Here is an 18,527-nt window from a genome sequence, read left to right as displayed (position 1 = left end):
TTAAGCATTTTTTTTGATAATTAAATGTTCACGTAACGGTTTAGAAGGATCAAGATTTTCATCGTTAGTATATAATTTCATTTCAGATTGAAATGGCAATCGAAAATCCTCACTTTTTGCAGATGCACGCCAACCGTGAAGTGAAACAGTATTTTCTGGTTTGTGTAATCGCGGAACATATTTTTGAATAGCATGTTCTCTTGATATTGCAATGTAGTGTCGCATTATAAAATCTTGTGGAAATATTTTTCGATTTTCAAATTCAATTCTGTGACCACCGCCACCTAGTCTGGCGCTTGGAACTAACCAACGACCATGGCGTTTTAGTTCTAAAATATGCTCAAATAAAGTGGGGGTTTTTTGAATATATTTCCAACAATTAACCCGGTGAGGGTAATTTCGAGCAAATGGATAATACCATTTCATAGTATCCATATAAGATTCTGGTAAATGTATAGGGTTTTCAGTGGTAGGTACAAATGTGTATTCCATAAAATTGACAGCATTAAAACCTTTTTGATCAACTTCCTCGATTGCAGTCTTTAAGGTTTTTTGACCTTTTGGAGGCAACCTAATTTCATCAGCATCTGCATGAAGATACCAATCCGCGCCAAGCGTTTCTGCAATTTCTTCTTTTTTGCGTAAAACTTCTCTTAAATCAAAATATTTTTTCTTTGGAAATCGCTCGATTTTTATGAGATTCTCAGTCAAATACTTAGTGGCGATTTCGATTGTTCGATCTGTGGAATCGTTATTTAATAAATATACTTCTACGCCTTGCTCTAAATAATTACGAAGCATATTTTCTATGAAAATTTCTTCGTTATATACCATTACTATAGCAACAATTCTCATTATATTTACCCCAATTTATTTTATTTATTTTTTATTACCCATGCACCTTTTTCTAAGGGTAAAAACTTTTTTGTTGCAGATGGAAATACATTAGTTAAATAATGAGCAATATGCGATTCGCCCTCGCGATCGCCATCGTCTAACAAAATACTAACAGGTTTTTTAATTAATTTTTTATAAAAATCGACAAATGGCTCCCGCGCAAAAGGCCCAGCAAGATTGATAGGTGGGCCATCTATAATTATCATATCAGCTTCAAAATCGATTTCTTGTAAATCCAACCCATACCACAAACGACTATACTGTGTAGCATGAGTATCTGTGAGAGGTCGTACTATCATAGTAACGTAGGAATCTAAATTCAGCTCTTTTAATTTTTTTTCAGTTTCTTGAGAATATAACGGATCGTGGTCGATTGAAATCACACGCCCAAAGCCTTGATTTCTGCAAAGCTGCGCGGTAACAATCGTACTAATTCCAGAACCAAATTCAAGAACAGCACTTGGCATTATACGATCAAACTCTGTAATAATGAGATGAAGAAAATCAGGAGAAGCAGCGTATCCTCGGCTTGGTGGAAGTGAACCTTTTTTTAGATTTAATTTAAGATATATAGAATCAAGAATTTCTTGTTGCCGTCCAAGCTGTAATATGTATTGTCTAATGTCATGTGTTTTGGGTAGATTTCGATGAATCCATAGTACTAATTTTATGACATAAATTAATATAAATGTATTTATTAAAAAAATAGTAGTAATAACAACTTCAGAAAAATTTATCATTATTTTGCCTCATTTTACCAAGAAAATTAATTTTTTGAATGTGTTAGGCTTCGCCGCCAAGCATTCGTTCTATAAAACGAAATGGCTTTCCTAATTGCCAAGCATGCGAGCGAAAAATTTTTTGAATCAAAAATCTGCTATTTCCATTTTGGAGGGAAACTGATTTTAAATGTTCGATCAAAACCGATTGATCTTTTAATCGATTTTTTTTAAAAGATTCTAAAAAATAGTCATTTAGGTTTAAATTGAGCCAACTTTTGTCGGCACCACCCATCACTTGGTATAGTTGATAAGCTAAATCCGCCAATGTCTCTAATTCTTTGGGCTGTTTTGATTGACGGTGGTGGCGAAGATCAGCATTAAGAAATGTTTTAATACTCGGAAGAGCATTTGCGATTGAAATTGAAAAAGATAATTTAAGATCTTTTTCAATTTGATTGAGACTATTCTCAGGATCGGCAAGCAGTAAATCAAAGGCGAGACAGGTCCGCATGTGATTGCGTGTCCAATACTCGGCTTGAAGATTATGCTCCAACCAAAGCAGCATTGATTTCCTTTCGCTGAATCCATCGCGGCGCATCAGTGAATTCGTAACTTCCAAGGGATCGCGGACGATCAGCAAGTAACGCGCATCGACTCCCTCTGGCTCTAAAATGCAATGCTGCCACCAAGGAAGAAGCCGGCAGACTCTCGGATCCTTGATCGCCCAAAGCAAGGTATTGGAAAAATCCCGGCGTAGGTATTTGCGCTGCTTGATTGCCAGCGGCTTAAGACGCGGATCCTGCCACCAGTCGTTCTCAAGCGGCAGGATATCATCCCAACTCGAGCCTAGAAGCAGCAATGCGTTGTTGTTCGTATCTGCGATGTCGGCGTGCTCGAAATATCCTTTGTCGTTGATCCCGGCGTGTCCCCGGTAAAGTTTGGGACCGAGTGTAACCCCAAGGCGATGCAACACACCGGTGATAGCGGAGGTTCCGCTGCGGTGCATTCCAAGGACGATCAAGGCGTGTGACTTAGGCTTGGTCATCGTGTGATATCTTGATTGCTCTATGCGCGAGGGCAAGCATGGTAGATATACTCGGCGCGCTCAGGGCCGCCTTTTGAAAGCATTTCGATTCACGCCAGTAGGGCCGGGGAGTTGCCGGCGACCGTGGGTGGAGTCTGCCTTCTTGAGTCCAGCATACTGCAAAAATGGCATCTTGGGATCGGATTCCCAACCCTTTTCCTGGACCCAGCGCTTCGCTATTACGACCATTACCATCATATTATAGGGTAGATCGAAATAAGCCAGGCTCAAAAAAGCGCCGCCAACAGCATACCCAACAAGGCCAACTTGAATCATAGCGCCGAGATCCGCAGCCCACTTTGCTTCGGGAGTATGGCGGGCATGCTTGCGCAGCCAGCCGCCATCGCGGTAAATCAGTAAGAAAAGCAGCAGGAACAAGAATAAGCCGACAAAGCCGTGGTTCCCAAGTATTTGAAAATAGATGCTGTGCGCAGCACGCACTGTGACTTCATAGGTTCCGTAGGCATTGAAAAAAAACTGGTGTTGATAGAACATCCCTGCTCCGAAGAAATGCGTCTTCGCGACCTCCCAAGCCACGATCCAGGCATTGATCCGGCCCATCGCAGACCCGTCTTCCTCATAGGTCTCAATCGTTTCCATACGATTAAACCAGCTTTCAGGCATCATGGGGATGAGCGAGAGTGCAACTACTGCGATCATCACCGTCATCATGCCTTTTTTCTGGCTTCGCCACCAAAACATTCCTCCCATGGCGACGAGAGCAAGCAGGGCGCCGCGAGACTGACTACCGAGCGCGGCGGCTGTACACAGCAGCATCGAGGCACTGAATCCGTGGCGGAGCCATACGTTTTTCACCTGCAGCTGCAAGAAATGTAGGAGCGGGACGACGGTGATCAGGGCCAGGGCAAGTTCATTGTTGCCGCCGATGAACGAGCCAGGTGGACCCCAGACGCGATAGGAGCCGCCAGTCATGATGGTGAAGATGCCGCCCTTGATACCGATCAAGGCGAGCGATCCGACAGTCACGGCAGTGAACACGATGATATGATATTTATTGCTCAACAGAGCGAGTGCAATGAAGGTCATGAAATAAATCTTGATGACTTTGTTCCATTGCTCGTAATCCCCGGAGGGGTCGACGCCGAGCTGCCAAGAGATTGTGACCCATATCACGAAAATAAAAAAAACTGTAACAGTTGATCCCTTGAAGGGTGATTGCTTCTCCTTCGATGTTAGCACTCCGATCAAGGTCGCCAATGCGGCGATTGCCGCGAGGGGGGAGGAATAGGCGAAGCCATAGCTATAGCGATGCGGATTCATGATGCTAAGCCAGGTCCATAGCATCACCCCGATCCAGGCGCGCGAGAGCGCCATGACTGCGGCGGCCATGACGATGGCGACGATCAGCAGATCACGCATGAGAAAAGGACGGTCTCGGAGGATGGATCACGCGCACCCCTGATTGCGTTTCCAGTCGTTGCGGATGATCAGCAGCTTACCATTCGGTGTCAGCTGTGGGGGACCGAGCGCGATCGTCCAGTCGATTTCGTCCGAGATCCGCGCGCGAAGGAATCGCTCGATTTCATCCTTGCTCATCGCGAAGCCCGGTCCGGGATTCAGGCGGGCCTCGACCGCCTGCGGGCCGGTCTGGATGAATTGATACTGATAGAGGTCGTCGATCCAGCGCATCACCAGGGTCAGGCCAGGCATGGGGATGCTGCGGCCCGACGGTAGGTAGATGACATCTCCGGTGCGTCCGTCCACGGGGCCGATACGCGGCCAGCGGACGCCCGAGGCGTATGGCGTATCCTCAAGCCAATGGACCATGTCGCCCGTATCATAGCGGACGAAGGGGGTGCAGGTATTGGTGAATGAGGTCGCAAGCCCTCTGCCGACCTTGTTGGGCTCACTGATCTGCTTCCCGTCGTCATCGACGATCTCAAGCATCCCTGAGTGAAAATGCACATGCAGACCATTGTGCTCAATGCTCTCGCAGCCCTGGATCCCACCATCGAACATTCCCCATTGATCGAGGATGCGGACCTCTGCTCCGAAACATTCGTGGATCCTAGAGCGAGTCTCGTCGGTCATGACCTCGGCCGTGCAGACGATCCCGCGCAGGTATGGGAATCGGATCCCGAGACGATGCAACTGCTCACCATATTCCCTGATCGAGTTCGGATAACCGTAGATAAAGCGGATTTTCTTGAATATGGGGCTAGTCGAAAAATGTCTGACACGCTCGAGCGTGATATTAGACCCACTGGTGACCCAGCGATTCATGACCCGGTCTTTTTTGGTCCGGCGGTCACTCAGACCGACGCCGATGGATTCGCCACCAATAACCAGAAAGGGGTCGCCGAGTCGATAACCTGCCCAGCTCCAGCCGGTATACATCTGTCCCCAGGCCGTCTCCTCGTCTTCGTGGCAGGTCTGATAGAGAATAGGCTTTCCCGTGCTTCCGCCCGTGCGACCTTCACTGCATTTAAGGTTGGGAGCCGCAGCCTCCAAAAGATTGCGATTACTGCGGTATTCATCCTTGGTAAGAATCGGGAGCCGTTCGAGGTCGGCGATGCAAGTGATATCTTCCGGTCTGGAGAGATAACCTTGCCATTTCTCTCTGTAATAGGGTACAAAATCCCAACAATAGCGAATCGTTTCGCGCAGTCTTTGCTCCTGAAATTCACGCACCTGGCTTGCATTCCAGCCTATGCGCCCCTGAATCATCCGCATTAATTGCACACGCCGCGGGGCGGCAATGGATATCATTGATCTGTGAAATAATGGATGCATCCCAGACTGACTCAAATGTTATGAAGCAAAAAGGTTACATCTAATCTCTTGCATACTTCCCGAAGATCATAGTTGCTGGAAAGTTCAGCGTTTAGATCGCGCAGCTCATTATTGGGAGACGATCGAATGTAATCTTTCCTTCCTATTCCTGTGCAATGACCTTCATTGACCTCTTTAAAATTCAAATCATAAATTTTTCCTCCAATGTTTCTTTTCCAATACATAATTCCAACGCCGCAATCCCAATAATATTTTCGCAAATTCCTCTGGATTTCAGGGTGTTTTTTATTTTGCGGGTGGTCAAAAAAACCTTTCCACCATCCGCATCCGTTTTCAAATTGACTATTACTTGCGCCTTGAGTTGTACAGCCTAATACTTCCCAGTATCTTTGCGTATGGCGACGAAATATTTTTCGGGATATGCCACCGTAATCAGGTGTTGCTGCCATTTCGCCATCTTCTAATTTTTCAAATAGCAAAGCATATTTTTCTGCTACAGGTTGACGCAATAGTAAATCAGCATGCCAAAAAGCTAGTTTTTTGCAAAATAAATGAGCAAATTCCAGTGGGAAATGAAGCCACATCGTTGGAAAGCGAAATGTTTTGTTGAAGTCGATTAATATTGCACCCTTGATTATTTCGGGAGGCCCGATTCGTGGGTCATATCCTACAACAGGCGTCCATCCCACTGATTTTACCTGTCGCTGTTGGGCTAAACACCAATCATGATCTACATTCCAACATAACCATGGCTTTTCTACACCAATTAACTCACGCTTCCAGTGCTGAGCGGCTTCATGTACTGTCGACATTGGATAATCAAAGAAACGCCAGTCACCTGTGCCAGTAGCAAATATTCGCCGCTGTATTTTATCTTCGGAAGTATCCATCAATCGCTCCAACGAGACATTAATATTTATCTTGTGAAATAATGCGATTTAAAGCTAGACATAACCTCGCGACCCGCTCACCCCAGTCGTTGGTCTCGGCATAGCGTCGGATTGCCGCCCGATCCCAGTCTCGCGCCAAGGCATCGGCGAGAGCGGCAAGCAAGGCGCCTGAGTCATCAAATGGTACGACAATCCCGAGGCGCGGGTCACTGACCACTTCCCGGTTACCACCCACATCAGTCGTCACCACGGGCAGACCGCAGGCCATGGCTTCCAGAAAGACATTCGCCCAACCTTCATTGCGGGTGGAGAGAACAAAAACATCGGCGGCGGATAGTGGAATCGCCAGTTGATCCGGGGCGACCGTGCCGAGAAAGCGCACATGCTGTTCCACGCCGAGTTGCGCCGCAAGCGTTTCGAGTTCAGACCGGTTGTTGCCCTCAGCGCTGGGACCACCGACGATGAGATACAGGATATTAGGCCAGTGCTCGATCAGCCGTGGCAAGTGCGCGATAACGCGATGAAATCCTTTGCGCTCGACCAATCCGCCAACCGAGATCAGAATAGGGGCATCAGCAGGAAGCCCGAGTTGGGTGCGCGCCTGCTGGCGGTCAAATGGTCTGAAGCGTTGCGTATCCACGCCATTCCCGATGACCTCGATTTTGCTTGACGGGACGCCAAGCTCAATGGCGACTTGCTTGAGTGATTCGGCGACGGCAAAGATGTGCGTTGCATCTTCCAGGGCCGATTTCAGCAAAGGGGCCAGCTTAGGATCGCGCGCATGACGAGCTTCGGTACCGCGCAGCGTGATGGTCACAGGCACGCCAAGCCAACGGCCGAGCTTAACCGCTGCATAACCTTCCGGGTAGCCGAAATGGGCATCGATCAGATCCAAACGTCCGGCACGGTGTAGCGCGCGCAGACGCGGCCAAGCACCCAGCGCCATAGCAAGGCCATCGAATTGTTTGAGCAGGCTGGGAATCGAAATAAAGCGTGGATACCAGACATCATGCGCATCCTGGCGCTCATAATGCGGTGCGCCAGGACGAAAATGTGGTCGCCAGCGTCTTAGGATTGACTGAAATGGAAACCAGGGTGTCGGTGCGATGACGGCCACGGGTATGTGCTCGCTAACCCGAAACATACGTTCGCGCACGAATAAACCCGCCTGAGGTTGGAGACGGCTAGGGAAAAGGCTGCTAAGAACGACGATATGTGATCGCCTATTTTGCCCTATCGGCTCCATCAGGTTTTTTGATGTCACCGAAAACGCGGCAGCTTCTGTGCGGTCAACCAATCCGCACCTCCATCCCCGCAAACCGCGCCCTGAGCGCTGCCTGCAAACGCTGCTTGGCCCCCGTCTCGCCATGCACCAAGATCACCTCGTGCGGCTTGACGCGCATGCGCCCGATGAAGTTGATCAGATCCTTCTGGTCGGCATGCGCCGAATAGCCACCAAGCGTATGGATACCGGCGCGGATGTCATAGCGTTGACCGTCGAGATCGACATAGCCGCCGCGCGGCCCATAGCGCTGGATGGCGCGACCGGGCGTGCCGGCGGCCTGATAGCCGACGAACAGCACATCATGACGCGGATCGCCGAGCATGGCTTTCAAATAGTTGATGATCCGTCCGCCGGCGCACATACCACTGGCGGCGATGACGATGGCCGCACGCGCCGAGCGGGTCAGATACTCGACCGTGCGCAGATGCGTCGCATGATCGGTAACAGTCAGTACCTGCTCAAAGTCGAGCGGATGACGCCCGGACTGGAGGCGGCGCTTGGCCTCGCGGTCCCAGTGCGCGCGCAGCCGCGCATAACCGGCGGTGAAGTCAGCCGCGAGCGGCGAGTCGAGGACAATTTCGACATCGTCCCAGGTCCGACCGGCCGTGAGCCGTCGCTGGCGATACTGATGAATGATCGCTTCCAGCTCATAGAGCAGTTCCTGCGTGCGCCCGATGCTGAAAGCCGGAATCAGCAATGTCCCGCCATTGTCGAACGCATGCTCGACGATGGCGCGCAGACGCTGACGGCGGTCACGCCGATCTTCGTGGAGCCGGTCGCCATAGGTGCTTTCGAGCACCACGACATCGGCGCGGTAGGGCGATTTGGGCGCGGGCAGGAGCGGCGTGTAGGGCGCGCCGAGATCGCCTGAGAACAGCAGACGCTGTGCCTGACCGCCCTGGCGCAGATCACATTCGACATAGACCGAACCCAGGATATGACCGGCCGGTTGCAGCCGGACCCGTAGACCGGGATCGCCCTCGGCAAGCGTGAACCAGTGGGCGTGGGGTAGGGCGATGATCCGCGCGCGCAGCAGATCGAGCACCGACGCGATGAGCCGCGCGTCGCGGGTGACGCCGATCTTGAGCGCATCCTCCAGCACCAGAGGCAGGAGTTCGGCCGAGGCTTCGCTGCACAGAATCGGTCCCTTGAAACCAGCCGCGAGCAGATAGGGCAGACGCCCGACATGGTCGATATGGACATGGGTGACAATCAGTGCCAGCACGCGTTCGACCGAAAACTCGATCTGGAGCTGCTCGGCGCCGGCCGTGCCGTTGGCGGCGGTCTCAGCACCCTGGAAAAGTCCGCAGTCGATCAGAATCGAGCGTCCGTCACCCAGTGTCAGTTCATGACAGGAGCCTGTCACACCATCGACGGCGCCGTGGTGTCGGATGAAGTCATGGGTTGACAGTTGAGCGGCCATGTTCGGAACTTGATGTCTATCCTCGCTGCCTTAACGGCATCATAGCAAAGGCCGGCGACTGATCGATACCAGGTTGCGATGTATACTTTAACGCGATCTGTGCGCGTGTTCGATGAGGCGCGTGTAGGGAGCGGCATAATGGGCTACACTTTGAGTCCAGTTACGCTCCTGTTCGACGAACCGACGCCCCGCCTGGCGCATGGCAGGCCAGCCTGATTCGTGTGCGAGCAGGTCGCGGATGGCTTGAGCCAGCGCCTCGGCGTCTCCGGCGGCGAAGAGTCCGCCCGTCTCGCCATCGCGGATCAGTTCGCGATGTCCTCCGACATCGGAGGCGACGAGCAGCCGTCCTTGAGCCATGGCTTCCAGCGGCTTGAGCGGGGTAACCAGTTCGGTCAGACGCATCGAGTGACGCGGATAGACCAGCAGATCGACAAGATCATAGTAGCGATTGACCTCGGTATGCGGCACGCGGCCAGTGAAGACGATTTTATCGGCGAGGCCGAGCCGCTGGGCCTGGGCCTTGAGGTTGGCCTCCTGGGGTCCGCCGCCGACCAGAAGCACGCGGAGATCGGGATGGGTCTGGAGCAGGCGGGGCAAGGCGTCGAGCAGCAGATCCAGACCCTCATAGGCGTAGAAGGAGCCGATGAAGCCGAGGAGGCGGGCGCTGGCGTCGAGTCCGAGTTGGCGTTTGAGTTCAGGGTCCGGGGGGCTGGCGAGTTGGAAATGCTCGATGTCGACCGCATTGGGGATGACGGTGACCTTGTCCGGCGGGATACCACGCGCGAGAATGTCTCGGCGCAGGCCCTCGCAGATGGTGAAGAGGTGGTCTACTCGTTGCATGACCCAGGTTTCGAGGGCGCGGGTGGCGCGATAGCGGGCGCTGCCCTCGTGTGTGGTACCGTGGTCGACGGCGGCGTCTTCCCAGAAGGCGCGGATCTCATAGACGATGGGGAGACCGAGACGGCGCGCAACGCGGAGTGCGGGCAGGGCGTCGAGTACGGGTGAGTGGGCGTGTAGAATGTCGGGCTTGAGGCGCGTGGCGAGTTCGAGCAGGCGCTGTTCGGTGTGACGGGTTTCCAGCCAGGGGCCGATGAGTGGGTGGCGTGATCCGAGTCCGGTTGGTGCCGGGGTGCGATGGAAATGCAGACCCTCGGCAGTTTCCTCGCTGACTGTGCAGCCGGTTTGGCGTGGGCCTGTGAGTTGGTGCGTTTCCCAGCCGCGCCGTTGCTGTTCGCGCAAGATGTTGGCCGTGCGGAAACTGTAGCCGGAGTGCAGCGGGAGCGAGTGGTCCAGAATGTGCAGTATTTGCATCATAGCCCTGCGATGGTGGTGAGCTGGATGTAAGTGTCAAGATGTGGCAATTTTGCCTAAGAATTCAGGACAGATGCGCTAAAAGCTCAGCGGACTGTTGTTAATGTTTCGTCATTTTGTTGACGGCTTCAACGGTGAATACTAGCGCAAAATGATTCATTTATATTAAAAATTTACAAGTTTTTGGAGTAAACGAGCGTGACTAATCAATCGACTGTTCGCAGCGATGAGCAAAATTCGACTGAAACAAGAGTCAAAGTGCAAGTCAGTACGAACCGCCGACGGCTGATCAAAGGTGCCGCTACCGTCGCTCCGATGATTTTGACACTGCGCAGTGGTTCCGCCTTGGCGCAAACTAGCAGTTGCTTGGATGTTGTTACCAATACACAAACATTCCCTGTTGAGAAAAATCCTCCTGAAGGCTATCGCTGTCTGAATAGCGATGGCACTTACGCTGCTTTCTCTTCAATCGACAATGATAATGATGGAACGCCAGATGCTCTCCAGTGTAACTTCAACTTAGTTACTGCTTCGTCAGCAGCCTCATTAGGTGCTAATTTTTGCAATTAAGCTTTTTTAATAGATGATAGCAGTTGATGTTTTCATTTTTTGCTGAACGCAGAAGCATTAGCTAATGTGCGGCCAATCTGTATTTGAATTGATTTGCAGCTCATGTTTTTTGCATATTGAATTCAATAAAGAATATATATTCTATCATGCTGTTTCTGGGGAAACGCATTTTTTAAATGCAACAGGCGCGAGTATTCTGAAGCGGCTGTCCGCTTCTCCTGCCAGAATTGAGGATCTTCTGGATTTTTTGGATGGGAACCGTGCGCGCCCAAGTTGTTCTTATGAGAATCTTAAGATTCTTTTGGAGCGATTTGAAGAGCTTGGAATTATAAAATGCAATTATCCCAGCAAATGTTAAAAATTGGAGATCTTCGCTACACAGATTTTTCGTCAAAAATTGACTTTTTTGGGCTGGATATACTAATTGGCCCTTTTAAAATCAATCTAAATATTGATGCACCTAAAGCTAAATTTTTTTTGCACGAAATGTGGTGCGAATACCCCCTTAGTGCTACCCTAAGTACTCGCGATTTTCATGTTCGGCTTGTCAAATCTGGTTCACATCGTCGCTGGCTGCGTCCTCAAATTCAATTTCTTGTCGACGGGCTTCCGCCTTTTCAACCACTTCCCGCCCATCACCACCTCCCCATGCTCGAATGGGGCCTCAACTGGTGCATTGCGAAGCGCTGCCATCATCTGCTGATGCTCCACGCTGCCGTCGTCGAACGCAACGGCCGCGCCCTCATCCTCCCAGCCTGGCCCGGCCACGGTAAATCGACCCTCTGCGCCGCTCTAGTCCATTCCGGCTGGCGCCTGTTCTGCGACGAATTCGGCCTGGTCCGCCCCGAGGATGGCGCCCTGTTACCCCTACCACGCCTGATCCCGCTCAAGAACGAATCCATCGAAGTCATCCGTTCATTCGCCCCGAACGCCCATATCGGCCCATCCTTCCACGGCACGCGTAAGGGCACCATCGCCCATGTCCGCCCGCCGACCGAAAGCGTCGAGCGCATGCACGAGACCGCGCGCCCCGGCTGGTTCGTCTTCCCGCGCTGGGTCGCCGGCTCACCACTGCGTCTGGAACCGATGCTCAAATCCGAGGCCTTTCTGATGGTAGCGACCAACGCCTTCAACTACGAAGTCCTCGGTCAAACCTCATTCGAACTCGTCGGACAAATGGTCAATGACTGCGACTGCTATTCCCTGATCTATTCCGATCTCGACGAAGCCCTCAAAGCACTCGACGAACTCACCCGGACCACTCCATGACGGAATCGTCACGGCAGACAGAGCGGGCCAATCGGCTACTGCTGGCAGCCTTACGCGCCCCCGAGACCTTACCCGACTGGAGCCTGGAGGACTGGGATCTGCTCCTGCGCGTCGCCCGCCGCACCCGCCTGATCGGACGCCTGGAGGCCCAACTCGCCGCCCTCGACCGGCTGGACGCCATCCCCGAGCGCGCCGCCAACCATCTGCGCTCAGCGCGCAATCTGGTCCAGCATCGTCACACACTCCTGACCTGGGAGCTGAACCGCATCCTCTGGGCGACCGAAGGACTCGAGGTGCCGATCATCGCCCTCAAGGGCGTGGCCTATGTCCTGGCCGAACTGCCCGCCGCACGCGGACGCTTCTTCGCCGACCTGGATCTCCTGGTGCCGCACGCCGACATCCCGACGATCGAAACACGCCTGCTGGAACGCGGCTGGATGCGGCTGCCGATCAACCCCTACGACGACCGCTACTACCGCGTCTGGATGCACGAAATCCCGCCGCTGCGCCATCGCGAGCGCGAAAACGAGATCGACATCCACCACCGCCTGCTGCCACGCACCAGCCGTCTGAGCTTCGATCCAGCCCCGCTGTTCGAGCACACCCGCCCGGTCGCCGACTCGCGCGCCCGGGTGCTGGCCCCCCACGACATGGTCCTGCACGCCCTGGTTCACCTCTTTCTCGAAGGCGACCCGCAAGAGGGCCTGCGACTGCGCGACCTGGTCGACGTCGCTGACCTGCTCGACCATTTCGGCCGAGAACCAGGATTCTGGGAAGGACTGGCCCCACGCGCCGAAGCCTTCGGGCTCGGTCGTCCGCTATACTATGGCGTGCGCTTCGCTCAGCGTCTGCTGGAGTGCGAGATCCCGCAACCGGTCATCGAAGCCAGCGAGCACTGGGCGCCGATCCGCCCGCTGCGCGTCCTCATGGATCACCTGGTGCCCCTGGCCATCCTGCCCGGACACCCGGATCATCCGCTCCGGCGCGCAGCCCTGGCACGCTGGCTGCTCTATGTCCGGGCACATTGGTTGCGCATGCCGCCCTGGCTATTGGTCCGGCATATCGTGTATAAGGCTTGGCTTAGAGTCCGTGGAGTGCCCAAGCGCGTGGAATTGACGCCTCAGGATCTGAAACGCCTGTAAGGACTGACCACCGCGCGACGGTTTGGGCACAATGGTTCGTTCTCCCTGAACTTTTGAGGTGATTCCGATGAAACAACGCTTGTCCACGGCAGGTTCGGCGATCGGCGCACTGGGCGTGCTGATCTGTCTGGTAGCGGGACTCACCAAGCTCGCCGGGTCTTACTATCTACTTAGTTTCGAGGCCATGACCCTGTTCATGGTCGGAGTCGGGCTGATCGCCACCGGCTGTCTGATCAAGCTCGAGGCCCTGTCGCGTTGAGTGTGCTAAGGCGCTAGCCCGGATTGGCCATGTTTTGAATTTGACTGGACTGACGGATGCATTCGATTCGCGTATTCGGGCACTACATGCGCCTGCCGTTGCTGTTGCTGGCCCTGGTTGAGACAGTGCTATTCGGCGCGGCCTTCATCCTGGCCCAGCACCTGCGATTCTGGCTGATGGGCAACGAGGAAATGACCGAGCCGCTCATCCTGGCCGGCTACGCCATCGTCGTTGCCCTGACGTTCATGCTTTCGATGGCGGCCATGGGGCTGTACGAGGCCAGCGCTCGCGAGGGGTTGAATGGACTGCTGATTCGCATCCTCGTCTCACTCATCTTTGGCGCCGCGCTCCTGGCCGCACTCGCCTTTATCTTTCCGGGCCTGGAGTTCTGGCGCAGTATCCTGGCGCTGACCGTGATCCTGTCCTTCATCGCCGTGGCCGGGCTGCGGATGGCGATCTATCAATCCAGACCCTGGTTGTTCAGGCGCCGGGTGCTGGTGTTCGGTGATTCCGAACTCATCGACGAAGTGATCGATGCCGGCGCCGATGAACTCATGATCGTGGGTGTCGTTCCGGTCTCTACGGACCCATCGCCGCCCCTTTCGCATCCCGAATGGTTCGTCGAGCACGATCGCCCTCTGGCTGACATCGCCCTGGAACGCCAGGCCGATGAGGTTCTGCTCGCCGTGCGCGACCGGCGCGGCGCCATGCCCATGGAGGAATTGCTCGACTGTCGCATGTCGGGCATTCAGGTACTTCAGCCACAATCTTTCTTCGAACGCGAACTCGGCCTGGTCAAGCTCGACCTGCTCAACCCAAGCTGGCTGCTGCACACCGATGGCTTCAAGCATGGCGCCATGACCATGTTCATCAAGCGCGTTATGGACGTGCTGACCGCCCTGAGCTTTCTGATCCTCTTCAGCCCCGTGATGCTGCTGACCGCCCTGGCCATCGCCGTAGAGAGCCGGTTTCGTCATCCGATCTTCTATCGTCAGGTCCGGGTCGGGATCAATGGGTTTCCATTCGAGGTCATCAAGTTCCGCAGCATGCGCATGGACGCCGAGTCCGATGGTCGGGCGCGTTGGGCGACCAAGGGCGATCCGCGCATCACTCGTGTGGGACGTTTCATCCGCAAGACCCGTATCGATGAACTGCCGCAGATCATCAACGTGCTCAAAGGTGAGATGAGCTTCGTCGGGCCGCGCCCGGAGCGCCCGGAGTTCGTCGCCGACCTTTTACAGAAGAACTTTTTCTATGCCGCCCGCAGTCGGGTCAAGCCGGGACTGACGGGGTGGGCGCAGTTGCGCTATCCCTATGGCAGCTCGGAAGAGGATGCCCTGCGCAAGCTCGAGTACGACCTTTACTATGTCAAGAACCACAGTACTTTTCTGGACCTTTTGATCCTGCTTCAGACCGTCGAGGTCGTGCTGTTCGGCAAGGGGGCAGTGTAACGAAAACGGACGCCTCGCACCTTCAGGCCGGTTCCAGGCCCTTCTATTCCTCGTCCTCAGGTGTCCGCATTCTTTCCAGCGCCAGCGCACAGGCTTCAGCATCGAGGCCCAAACGTTCTCGCAGTCGCTCGCGGGTGTGGGGCTCGATCGGCGGGGCGCCCAGACCACGCTGAGTGTCATGCAGCAGGCTATCGGCCAGGGCGGTCAACAGCACCAGTGTGGCGTGTTCGCCTTCGTAGCCGGGATTGTGGTGATGGCGGACCACTGCCTGCAAGGCCGGCGGCATGTCCCAGACCTCGAACAGCCATTGACCGAGCTGACCATGCTCGACGTCGAGCGCCAGACGATCGAGCGCGGGCAGGGTCAGGGTCGCGTTACGCTCGATCAGGCGGCTCAGTAGATGAAATGAATCGGGCAGCAGGTGTCCGAGCAGCAGATAGCCGATGTTCTGGGTGAGACCGGCCAGTTGGATCACGCCTGGAGGCGGACGTCGGTCATCCGGCAGCCCGGCGGCGAGTTCGCGCATCAGCACGCCGCATTGCAGACCATGGCGCCAGAGACGATCCCGCCCGATCGGTCCCTGGTTGGGTGTTTCGAGCGGACGCAGCGCGGCCAGCGCCAGTGCCAGTGCCAGCGCGACATTGAAGCCGAGTGCCCGCACGATGGCATCGCGCACGTTCTCGGTCGGCTGGCGCAAGCCATAGTAGGCCGAGTTGGCCCAGCGCAGCATCTGCCCGGCCAGTAACGGATCGAGTTCGATGATCTCGGCCAGCCCGGTGGCGTTCGCGTTGGGGTCATCGCGAAAATGCAGCAGACGGCGCGTGATTTCGGGCAGGGGCGGCAGGTCGTCGTTGGCACGAATGAGCGCCTGGATGTCGGTGATTGGATGCGGGGCCTCCCGACAACGACCGAAGGCGCTGCTCAAATTCCACAGAGCGATATGTGTAGCCATGTCGGTTGACATCATCATCCAGCGTTGTTGCGCAGCGTTGCGCTAGGAGTGTTGAGGCCATAGCGCTTGAGCTTGCGGTAGAGTGTCCGCTCGCTGATCGAGAGCCGCTCGGCGACGTCCTTGCGCCGACCATGGTGTTGTCGCAGCAGATCCAGGATGTAATCGGCTTCAGCGGTTTCGATGGGCGAGAGCCGCTCAGCGTGCTCATAATCCGTCTTACGGCGGCCAAAGTTCGTAGGACAGGCGCGCGCGGGCGTAGCCGAGGCCGTCGACGCGGCCAGTGGCAAACGGATACCGTCCTCCGTGATCTCGTGGTTCGGAGTCATGGCCGCCGCCAGATGGATGATGTTGCGTAGCTCACGAATGTTCCCTGGATAGTCGTACAACAAGAGTTTGCGCATGGCCTCTTTGTGGACGCGATACTCGCGGCCGGCTGTTGACGAAATATCCTGCAAGATATGGTCCACAATCCTTGGAATATCCTCTCGTCGTGCTCTGAGCGGCGGAATTTCGATGGGGAAGACCGCCAGCCGATAGAACAGGTCCTGGCGGAAGGTACCGCTTTGCACCAACTGTCTGAGATCCTGATGCGTGGCGCTGACGACGCGCACATCGGCGTGCCGCGTTTGGTTCGAGCCGACGGGACGAAACTGTCCGCTTTCGAGCGCGCGCAGCAGCTTGGGCTGTTGTGAGAGCGGCAGATCGCCGATCTCGTCGAGGAAGAGCGTGCCCTTGTCGGCCAGTTCCAGCAGGCCGGTCTTGTGGCCTACGGCGCCGGTGAACGCGCCTTTGACATGGCCGAAGAGCTCGCTTTCGACCAGATCCTCGCTCAGAACCGTACAGTCGACGACGACAAAGGGCCCGGAGGCACGCGGTGAGTGACGATGAATGTATTCGGCCGCCAGTTCCTTACCCGATCCGGTCTCGCCGTGCAGCAGCACCGAGACATCGGTGACCGCCGACTGGGCGAGCGCGCGGATGAGTGTCTGGGTGACGGCCGAGCGGCCGACGATGGTCGCATCACCGGCCGTGGTCGTGTCCGGCTTGAGCAGGCGCAGTGACTCACCAAGATAGACCTGGCCGTCTTCGTCAAGGACCGGAAAGCCCTGAATCTGCACGAACAGCGGTTCGCCCTTGGGGCCGATGAGGGCATGGGTCTCGGAGTAGGGTTCCAGGTCGCGGAAGAAGCGTTGATGCCGACAATCGCTCTGTGCCACGACATCCAGGCGGCAGCACGGACACTCGGCCAGATCGGCCTGTGTCAGACCGAAGACTCTTTTGACGGCCTCATTGACGAAGCGGATGCGTGCCTCGGCATCAATGATGAGAAAGGGTTGATGCTGGGCACGCAGCAGGCTGGAGAGTAGCGAAGTCCGTGTCATAGGGTCTTGTTGGCAAGGTCGTTAGAGCCAGCACTCGATGCGTGCCAGGTAGCCCTGGGTCGCTTCGAGTAGATCGGGCGCCGGCGCGTCGGCAGGCGGTGACGCGTCGTCGATCCTGGGTTGGATACCGTTTCGTTTCAGAAAGCCTAACGCAATGGCGTTGGGGATCGCCAGACCGACATGGCGCACGATCTGTCCGGTCTGCTGATAGACGCGCTTGGTATCGACGGCCGCGAAGACGACTCCGATCACACGCCCGGCCGGATCGAGCACGGGTCCGCCACTGTTGCCGGGCTGGACGTTGGCCTTGAGGGGCAGGGGGCGCGCCGCCGAGGCGCGGGTGCCGCCCTGGGGGATGGCACCCGTTGTCAGTGTGGGTGTCAGTGTTGTCGAACTGCGGCCGGGATAGCCGGCGATGGTGATCTCATCGGGCATCGGCTGATGTGCCGGCGCGAAGGTGGCCATTCGGGGCGGTTGCAGTTCGGTGTCGATCAGGGCCAGGTCGAGCGAGAAGTCCAGATCGCGCAACTGGGCGGGCTGGGTGCTGGCTTCGGGCCGTGACACGGTCAGGAGTGAGCAGCCCTTGACGACATGCGCATTGGTCAGGAGGGTTCCGCGACGGTCGACGAAGAAGCCGGTACCGGCGCCGATCAGACGCTTGCCGATCACGCCGGGACTGACATTCGCTGTCAGTGACTCCTTGACATAGTCGCGGCGTCGCTCGCGAATCCGCTGGGCCTCGGCCTCGCTGACCGCGCGTCCCTGGCACAGATCCGGCCGCGTTCGTGTCACCAGCTCGCGAGCCGGGTCATAGCACTGGATGAGCCCGTTACCCGCCACCGCCTGGCTGGACAAGCCGGCGAGTGGAAGCGGGCCGATCAGGCACGAGAGCACGAGCATGGCATGGAGCGGGCGCATGGCTGTGTTGAATCCCCCCTAAAAACAGCTTGGGACATGCCCGTCGGGTAAAGATTCCTGACACTTTAGCATGGATGGATGTGGCGGACAGGAACATCGAGGTCCGCGCCGGCGGCCAACAAAATCGCCCTTGCCCTATTGTTTGGACTTTGGACAAAGTATCTTACCAGCTGGCAAAAATCGTTCGCTCACATACAGTTGGAGTAGACAAGTCCTCT

Annotated in this window: 18 protein-coding genes; 6 read left to right on the top strand and 12 right to left on the bottom strand. The window is 55.3% G+C overall.

Going from position 1 to position 18,527, the window contains the following annotated elements:
* The 9 genes from GJ668_RS08805 to GJ668_RS08765 form a co-directional block, all read right to left on the bottom strand.
* Positions 1 to 855, bottom strand: a complete 855-nt coding sequence (locus tag GJ668_RS08805) for a glycosyltransferase family 2 protein (protein ID WP_155449785.1) — start codon at positions 853 to 855, stop codon at positions 1 to 3.
* Positions 856 to 875: 20 nt separating this feature from the next.
* Entirely contained in the window at positions 876 to 1,637 is a 762-nt protein-coding gene (locus tag GJ668_RS08800; RefSeq protein WP_155449784.1) for a class I SAM-dependent methyltransferase, read from the bottom strand.
* Positions 1,638 to 1,680: 43 nt separating this feature from the next.
* The gene (locus GJ668_RS08795; protein WP_155449783.1) at positions 1,681 to 2,664 is read right to left on the bottom strand and encodes a sulfotransferase family protein; all 984 of its coding nucleotides are present in this window, start codon (positions 2,662 to 2,664) and stop codon (positions 1,681 to 1,683) included.
* A gap of 60 nt (positions 2,665 to 2,724) precedes the next feature.
* Entirely contained in the window at positions 2,725 to 4,083 is a 1,359-nt protein-coding gene (locus GJ668_RS08790) for a putative O-glycosylation ligase, exosortase A system-associated (protein WP_155449782.1), read from the bottom strand.
* A gap of 27 nt (positions 4,084 to 4,110) precedes the next feature.
* Complete coding sequence (locus GJ668_RS08785) at positions 4,111 to 5,457, bottom strand: phenylacetate--CoA ligase family protein (RefSeq protein WP_186342987.1); 1,347 nt, start codon at positions 5,455 to 5,457, stop codon at positions 4,111 to 4,113.
* An 11-nt stretch (positions 5,458 to 5,468) separates the two neighbouring features.
* Positions 5,469 to 6,347, bottom strand: coding sequence for a hypothetical protein (locus GJ668_RS08780; RefSeq protein ID WP_155449780.1), 879 nt, complete (start codon positions 6,345 to 6,347; stop codon positions 5,469 to 5,471).
* Between the two features lie 19 nt (positions 6,348 to 6,366).
* A complete protein-coding gene (locus GJ668_RS08775; RefSeq protein ID WP_425482481.1) occupies positions 6,367 to 7,584 on the bottom strand; it encodes a glycosyltransferase in 1,218 nt (405 codons plus the stop codon).
* A gap of 52 nt (positions 7,585 to 7,636) precedes the next feature.
* Positions 7,637 to 9,055 carry an MBL fold metallo-hydrolase RNA specificity domain-containing protein gene (locus tag GJ668_RS08770; RefSeq protein ID WP_155449779.1) on the bottom strand — a complete coding sequence of 473 codons (1,419 nt, stop codon included), beginning with the start codon at positions 9,053 to 9,055 and terminating at the stop codon, positions 7,637 to 7,639.
* An 87-nt stretch (positions 9,056 to 9,142) separates the two neighbouring features.
* A complete protein-coding gene (locus GJ668_RS08765; protein ID WP_155449778.1) occupies positions 9,143 to 10,366 on the bottom strand; it encodes a TIGR04063 family PEP-CTERM/XrtA system glycosyltransferase in 1,224 nt (407 codons plus the stop codon).
* Between the two features lie 198 nt (positions 10,367 to 10,564).
* Between GJ668_RS08765 and GJ668_RS08760 the strand changes: the two genes are divergently transcribed.
* The 6 genes from GJ668_RS08760 to GJ668_RS08735 all read left to right on the top strand — a co-directional run bounded on the left by GJ668_RS08760 (position 10,565) and on the right by GJ668_RS08735 (position 15,057).
* On the top strand, positions 10,565 to 10,936 hold the full coding sequence (locus GJ668_RS08760) for a hypothetical protein (RefSeq protein WP_155449777.1): 372 nt from the start codon (positions 10,565 to 10,567) through the stop codon (positions 10,934 to 10,936).
* A gap of 64 nt (positions 10,937 to 11,000) precedes the next feature.
* Positions 11,001 to 11,294 carry an HPr-rel-A system PqqD family peptide chaperone gene (locus GJ668_RS21230; protein WP_155449776.1) on the top strand — a complete coding sequence of 98 codons (294 nt, stop codon included), beginning with the start codon at positions 11,001 to 11,003 and terminating at the stop codon, positions 11,292 to 11,294.
* Complete coding sequence (locus GJ668_RS08750; RefSeq protein ID WP_246194742.1) at positions 11,270 to 12,205, top strand: HprK-related kinase A; 936 nt, start codon at positions 11,270 to 11,272, stop codon at positions 12,203 to 12,205. The genes GJ668_RS21230 and GJ668_RS08750 overlap by 25 nt, the downstream gene beginning before the upstream one ends.
* The gene (locus tag GJ668_RS08745) at positions 12,202 to 13,347 is read left to right on the top strand and encodes a nucleotidyltransferase domain-containing protein (protein WP_155449775.1); all 1,146 of its coding nucleotides are present in this window, start codon (positions 12,202 to 12,204) and stop codon (positions 13,345 to 13,347) included. Before GJ668_RS08750 ends, GJ668_RS08745 begins: the two co-directional genes overlap by 4 nt.
* A gap of 67 nt (positions 13,348 to 13,414) precedes the next feature.
* Positions 13,415 to 13,606: a hypothetical protein gene (locus GJ668_RS08740; protein WP_155449774.1), complete on the top strand. Its 192-nt coding sequence runs from the start codon at positions 13,415 to 13,417 to the stop codon at positions 13,604 to 13,606.
* Between the two features lie 56 nt (positions 13,607 to 13,662).
* Positions 13,663 to 15,057 (top strand): TIGR03013 family XrtA/PEP-CTERM system glycosyltransferase, encoded by a 1,395-nt coding sequence (locus GJ668_RS08735; RefSeq protein WP_155449773.1) that lies wholly within the window; start codon positions 13,663 to 13,665, stop codon positions 15,055 to 15,057.
* A 43-nt stretch (positions 15,058 to 15,100) separates the two neighbouring features.
* On the opposite strand, the gene GJ668_RS08730 is transcribed toward GJ668_RS08735, so the two are convergent.
* Genes GJ668_RS08730 through GJ668_RS08720 form a run of 3 tightly spaced genes read right to left on the bottom strand, consistent with a single transcriptional unit; the run spans position 15,101 to position 18,309 of the window.
* Positions 15,101 to 16,009, bottom strand: a complete 909-nt coding sequence (locus GJ668_RS08730) for an HDOD domain-containing protein (RefSeq protein ID WP_246194741.1) — start codon at positions 16,007 to 16,009, stop codon at positions 15,101 to 15,103.
* Positions 16,010 to 16,023: 14 nt separating this feature from the next.
* Positions 16,024 to 17,391: a sigma-54 interaction domain-containing protein gene (locus GJ668_RS08725; RefSeq protein ID WP_155449771.1), complete on the bottom strand. Its 1,368-nt coding sequence runs from the start codon at positions 17,389 to 17,391 to the stop codon at positions 16,024 to 16,026.
* 21 nt (positions 17,392 to 17,412) lie between these two features.
* Positions 17,413 to 18,309, bottom strand: a complete 897-nt coding sequence (locus GJ668_RS08720; protein WP_155449770.1) for a S1 family peptidase — start codon at positions 18,307 to 18,309, stop codon at positions 17,413 to 17,415.
* Positions 18,310 to 18,527 lie beyond the last annotated feature (218 nt).

Source organism: Allochromatium palmeri (assembly GCF_009720725.1).
Classification (GTDB): Bacteria; Pseudomonadota; Gammaproteobacteria; order Chromatiales; family Chromatiaceae; genus Thermochromatium; species Thermochromatium palmeri.
The sequence above is the reverse complement of the archived record's forward strand: the minus strand, read 5'-3'. Positions and strand labels throughout refer to the sequence as shown.

Coding starts and splice junctions, on each gene's coding strand:
- GJ668_RS08720 (WP_155449770.1), bottom strand. CDS start 18,309: ATGCGCCCGCTCCATGCCATGCTCGTGCTCTCGTGCCTGATCGGCCCG.
- GJ668_RS08780 (WP_155449780.1), bottom strand. CDS start 6,347: ATGGATACTTCCGAAGATAAAATACAGCGGCGAATATTTGCTACTGGC.
- GJ668_RS08725 (WP_155449771.1), bottom strand. CDS start 17,391: ATGACACGGACTTCGCTACTCTCCAGCCTGCTGCGTGCCCAGCATCAA.
- GJ668_RS21230 (WP_155449776.1), top strand. CDS start 11,001: ATGTGCGGCCAATCTGTATTTGAATTGATTTGCAGCTCATGTTTTTTG.
- GJ668_RS08745 (WP_155449775.1), top strand. CDS start 12,202: ATGACGGAATCGTCACGGCAGACAGAGCGGGCCAATCGGCTACTGCTG.
- GJ668_RS08770 (WP_155449779.1), bottom strand. CDS start 9,055: ATGGCCGCTCAACTGTCAACCCATGACTTCATCCGACACCACGGCGCC.
- GJ668_RS08735 (WP_155449773.1), top strand. CDS start 13,663: ATGCATTCGATTCGCGTATTCGGGCACTACATGCGCCTGCCGTTGCTG.
- GJ668_RS08800 (WP_155449784.1), bottom strand. CDS start 1,637: ATGATAAATTTTTCTGAAGTTGTTATTACTACTATTTTTTTAATAAAT.
- GJ668_RS08730 (WP_246194741.1), bottom strand. CDS start 16,009: ATGGCTACACATATCGCTCTGTGGAATTTGAGCAGCGCCTTCGGTCGT.
- GJ668_RS08790 (WP_155449782.1), bottom strand. CDS start 4,083: ATGCGTGATCTGCTGATCGTCGCCATCGTCATGGCCGCCGCAGTCATG.
- GJ668_RS08750 (WP_246194742.1), top strand. CDS start 11,270: ATGCAATTATCCCAGCAAATGTTAAAAATTGGAGATCTTCGCTACACA.
- GJ668_RS08740 (WP_155449774.1), top strand. CDS start 13,415: ATGAAACAACGCTTGTCCACGGCAGGTTCGGCGATCGGCGCACTGGGC.
- GJ668_RS08805 (WP_155449785.1), bottom strand. CDS start 855: ATGAGAATTGTTGCTATAGTAATGGTATATAACGAAGAAATTTTCATA.
- GJ668_RS08765 (WP_155449778.1), bottom strand. CDS start 10,366: ATGCAAATACTGCACATTCTGGACCACTCGCTCCCGCTGCACTCCGGC.
- GJ668_RS08785 (WP_186342987.1), bottom strand. CDS start 5,457: ATGCATCCATTATTTCACAGATCAATGATATCCATTGCCGCCCCGCGG.
- GJ668_RS08795 (WP_155449783.1), bottom strand. CDS start 2,664: ATGACCAAGCCTAAGTCACACGCCTTGATCGTCCTTGGAATGCACCGC.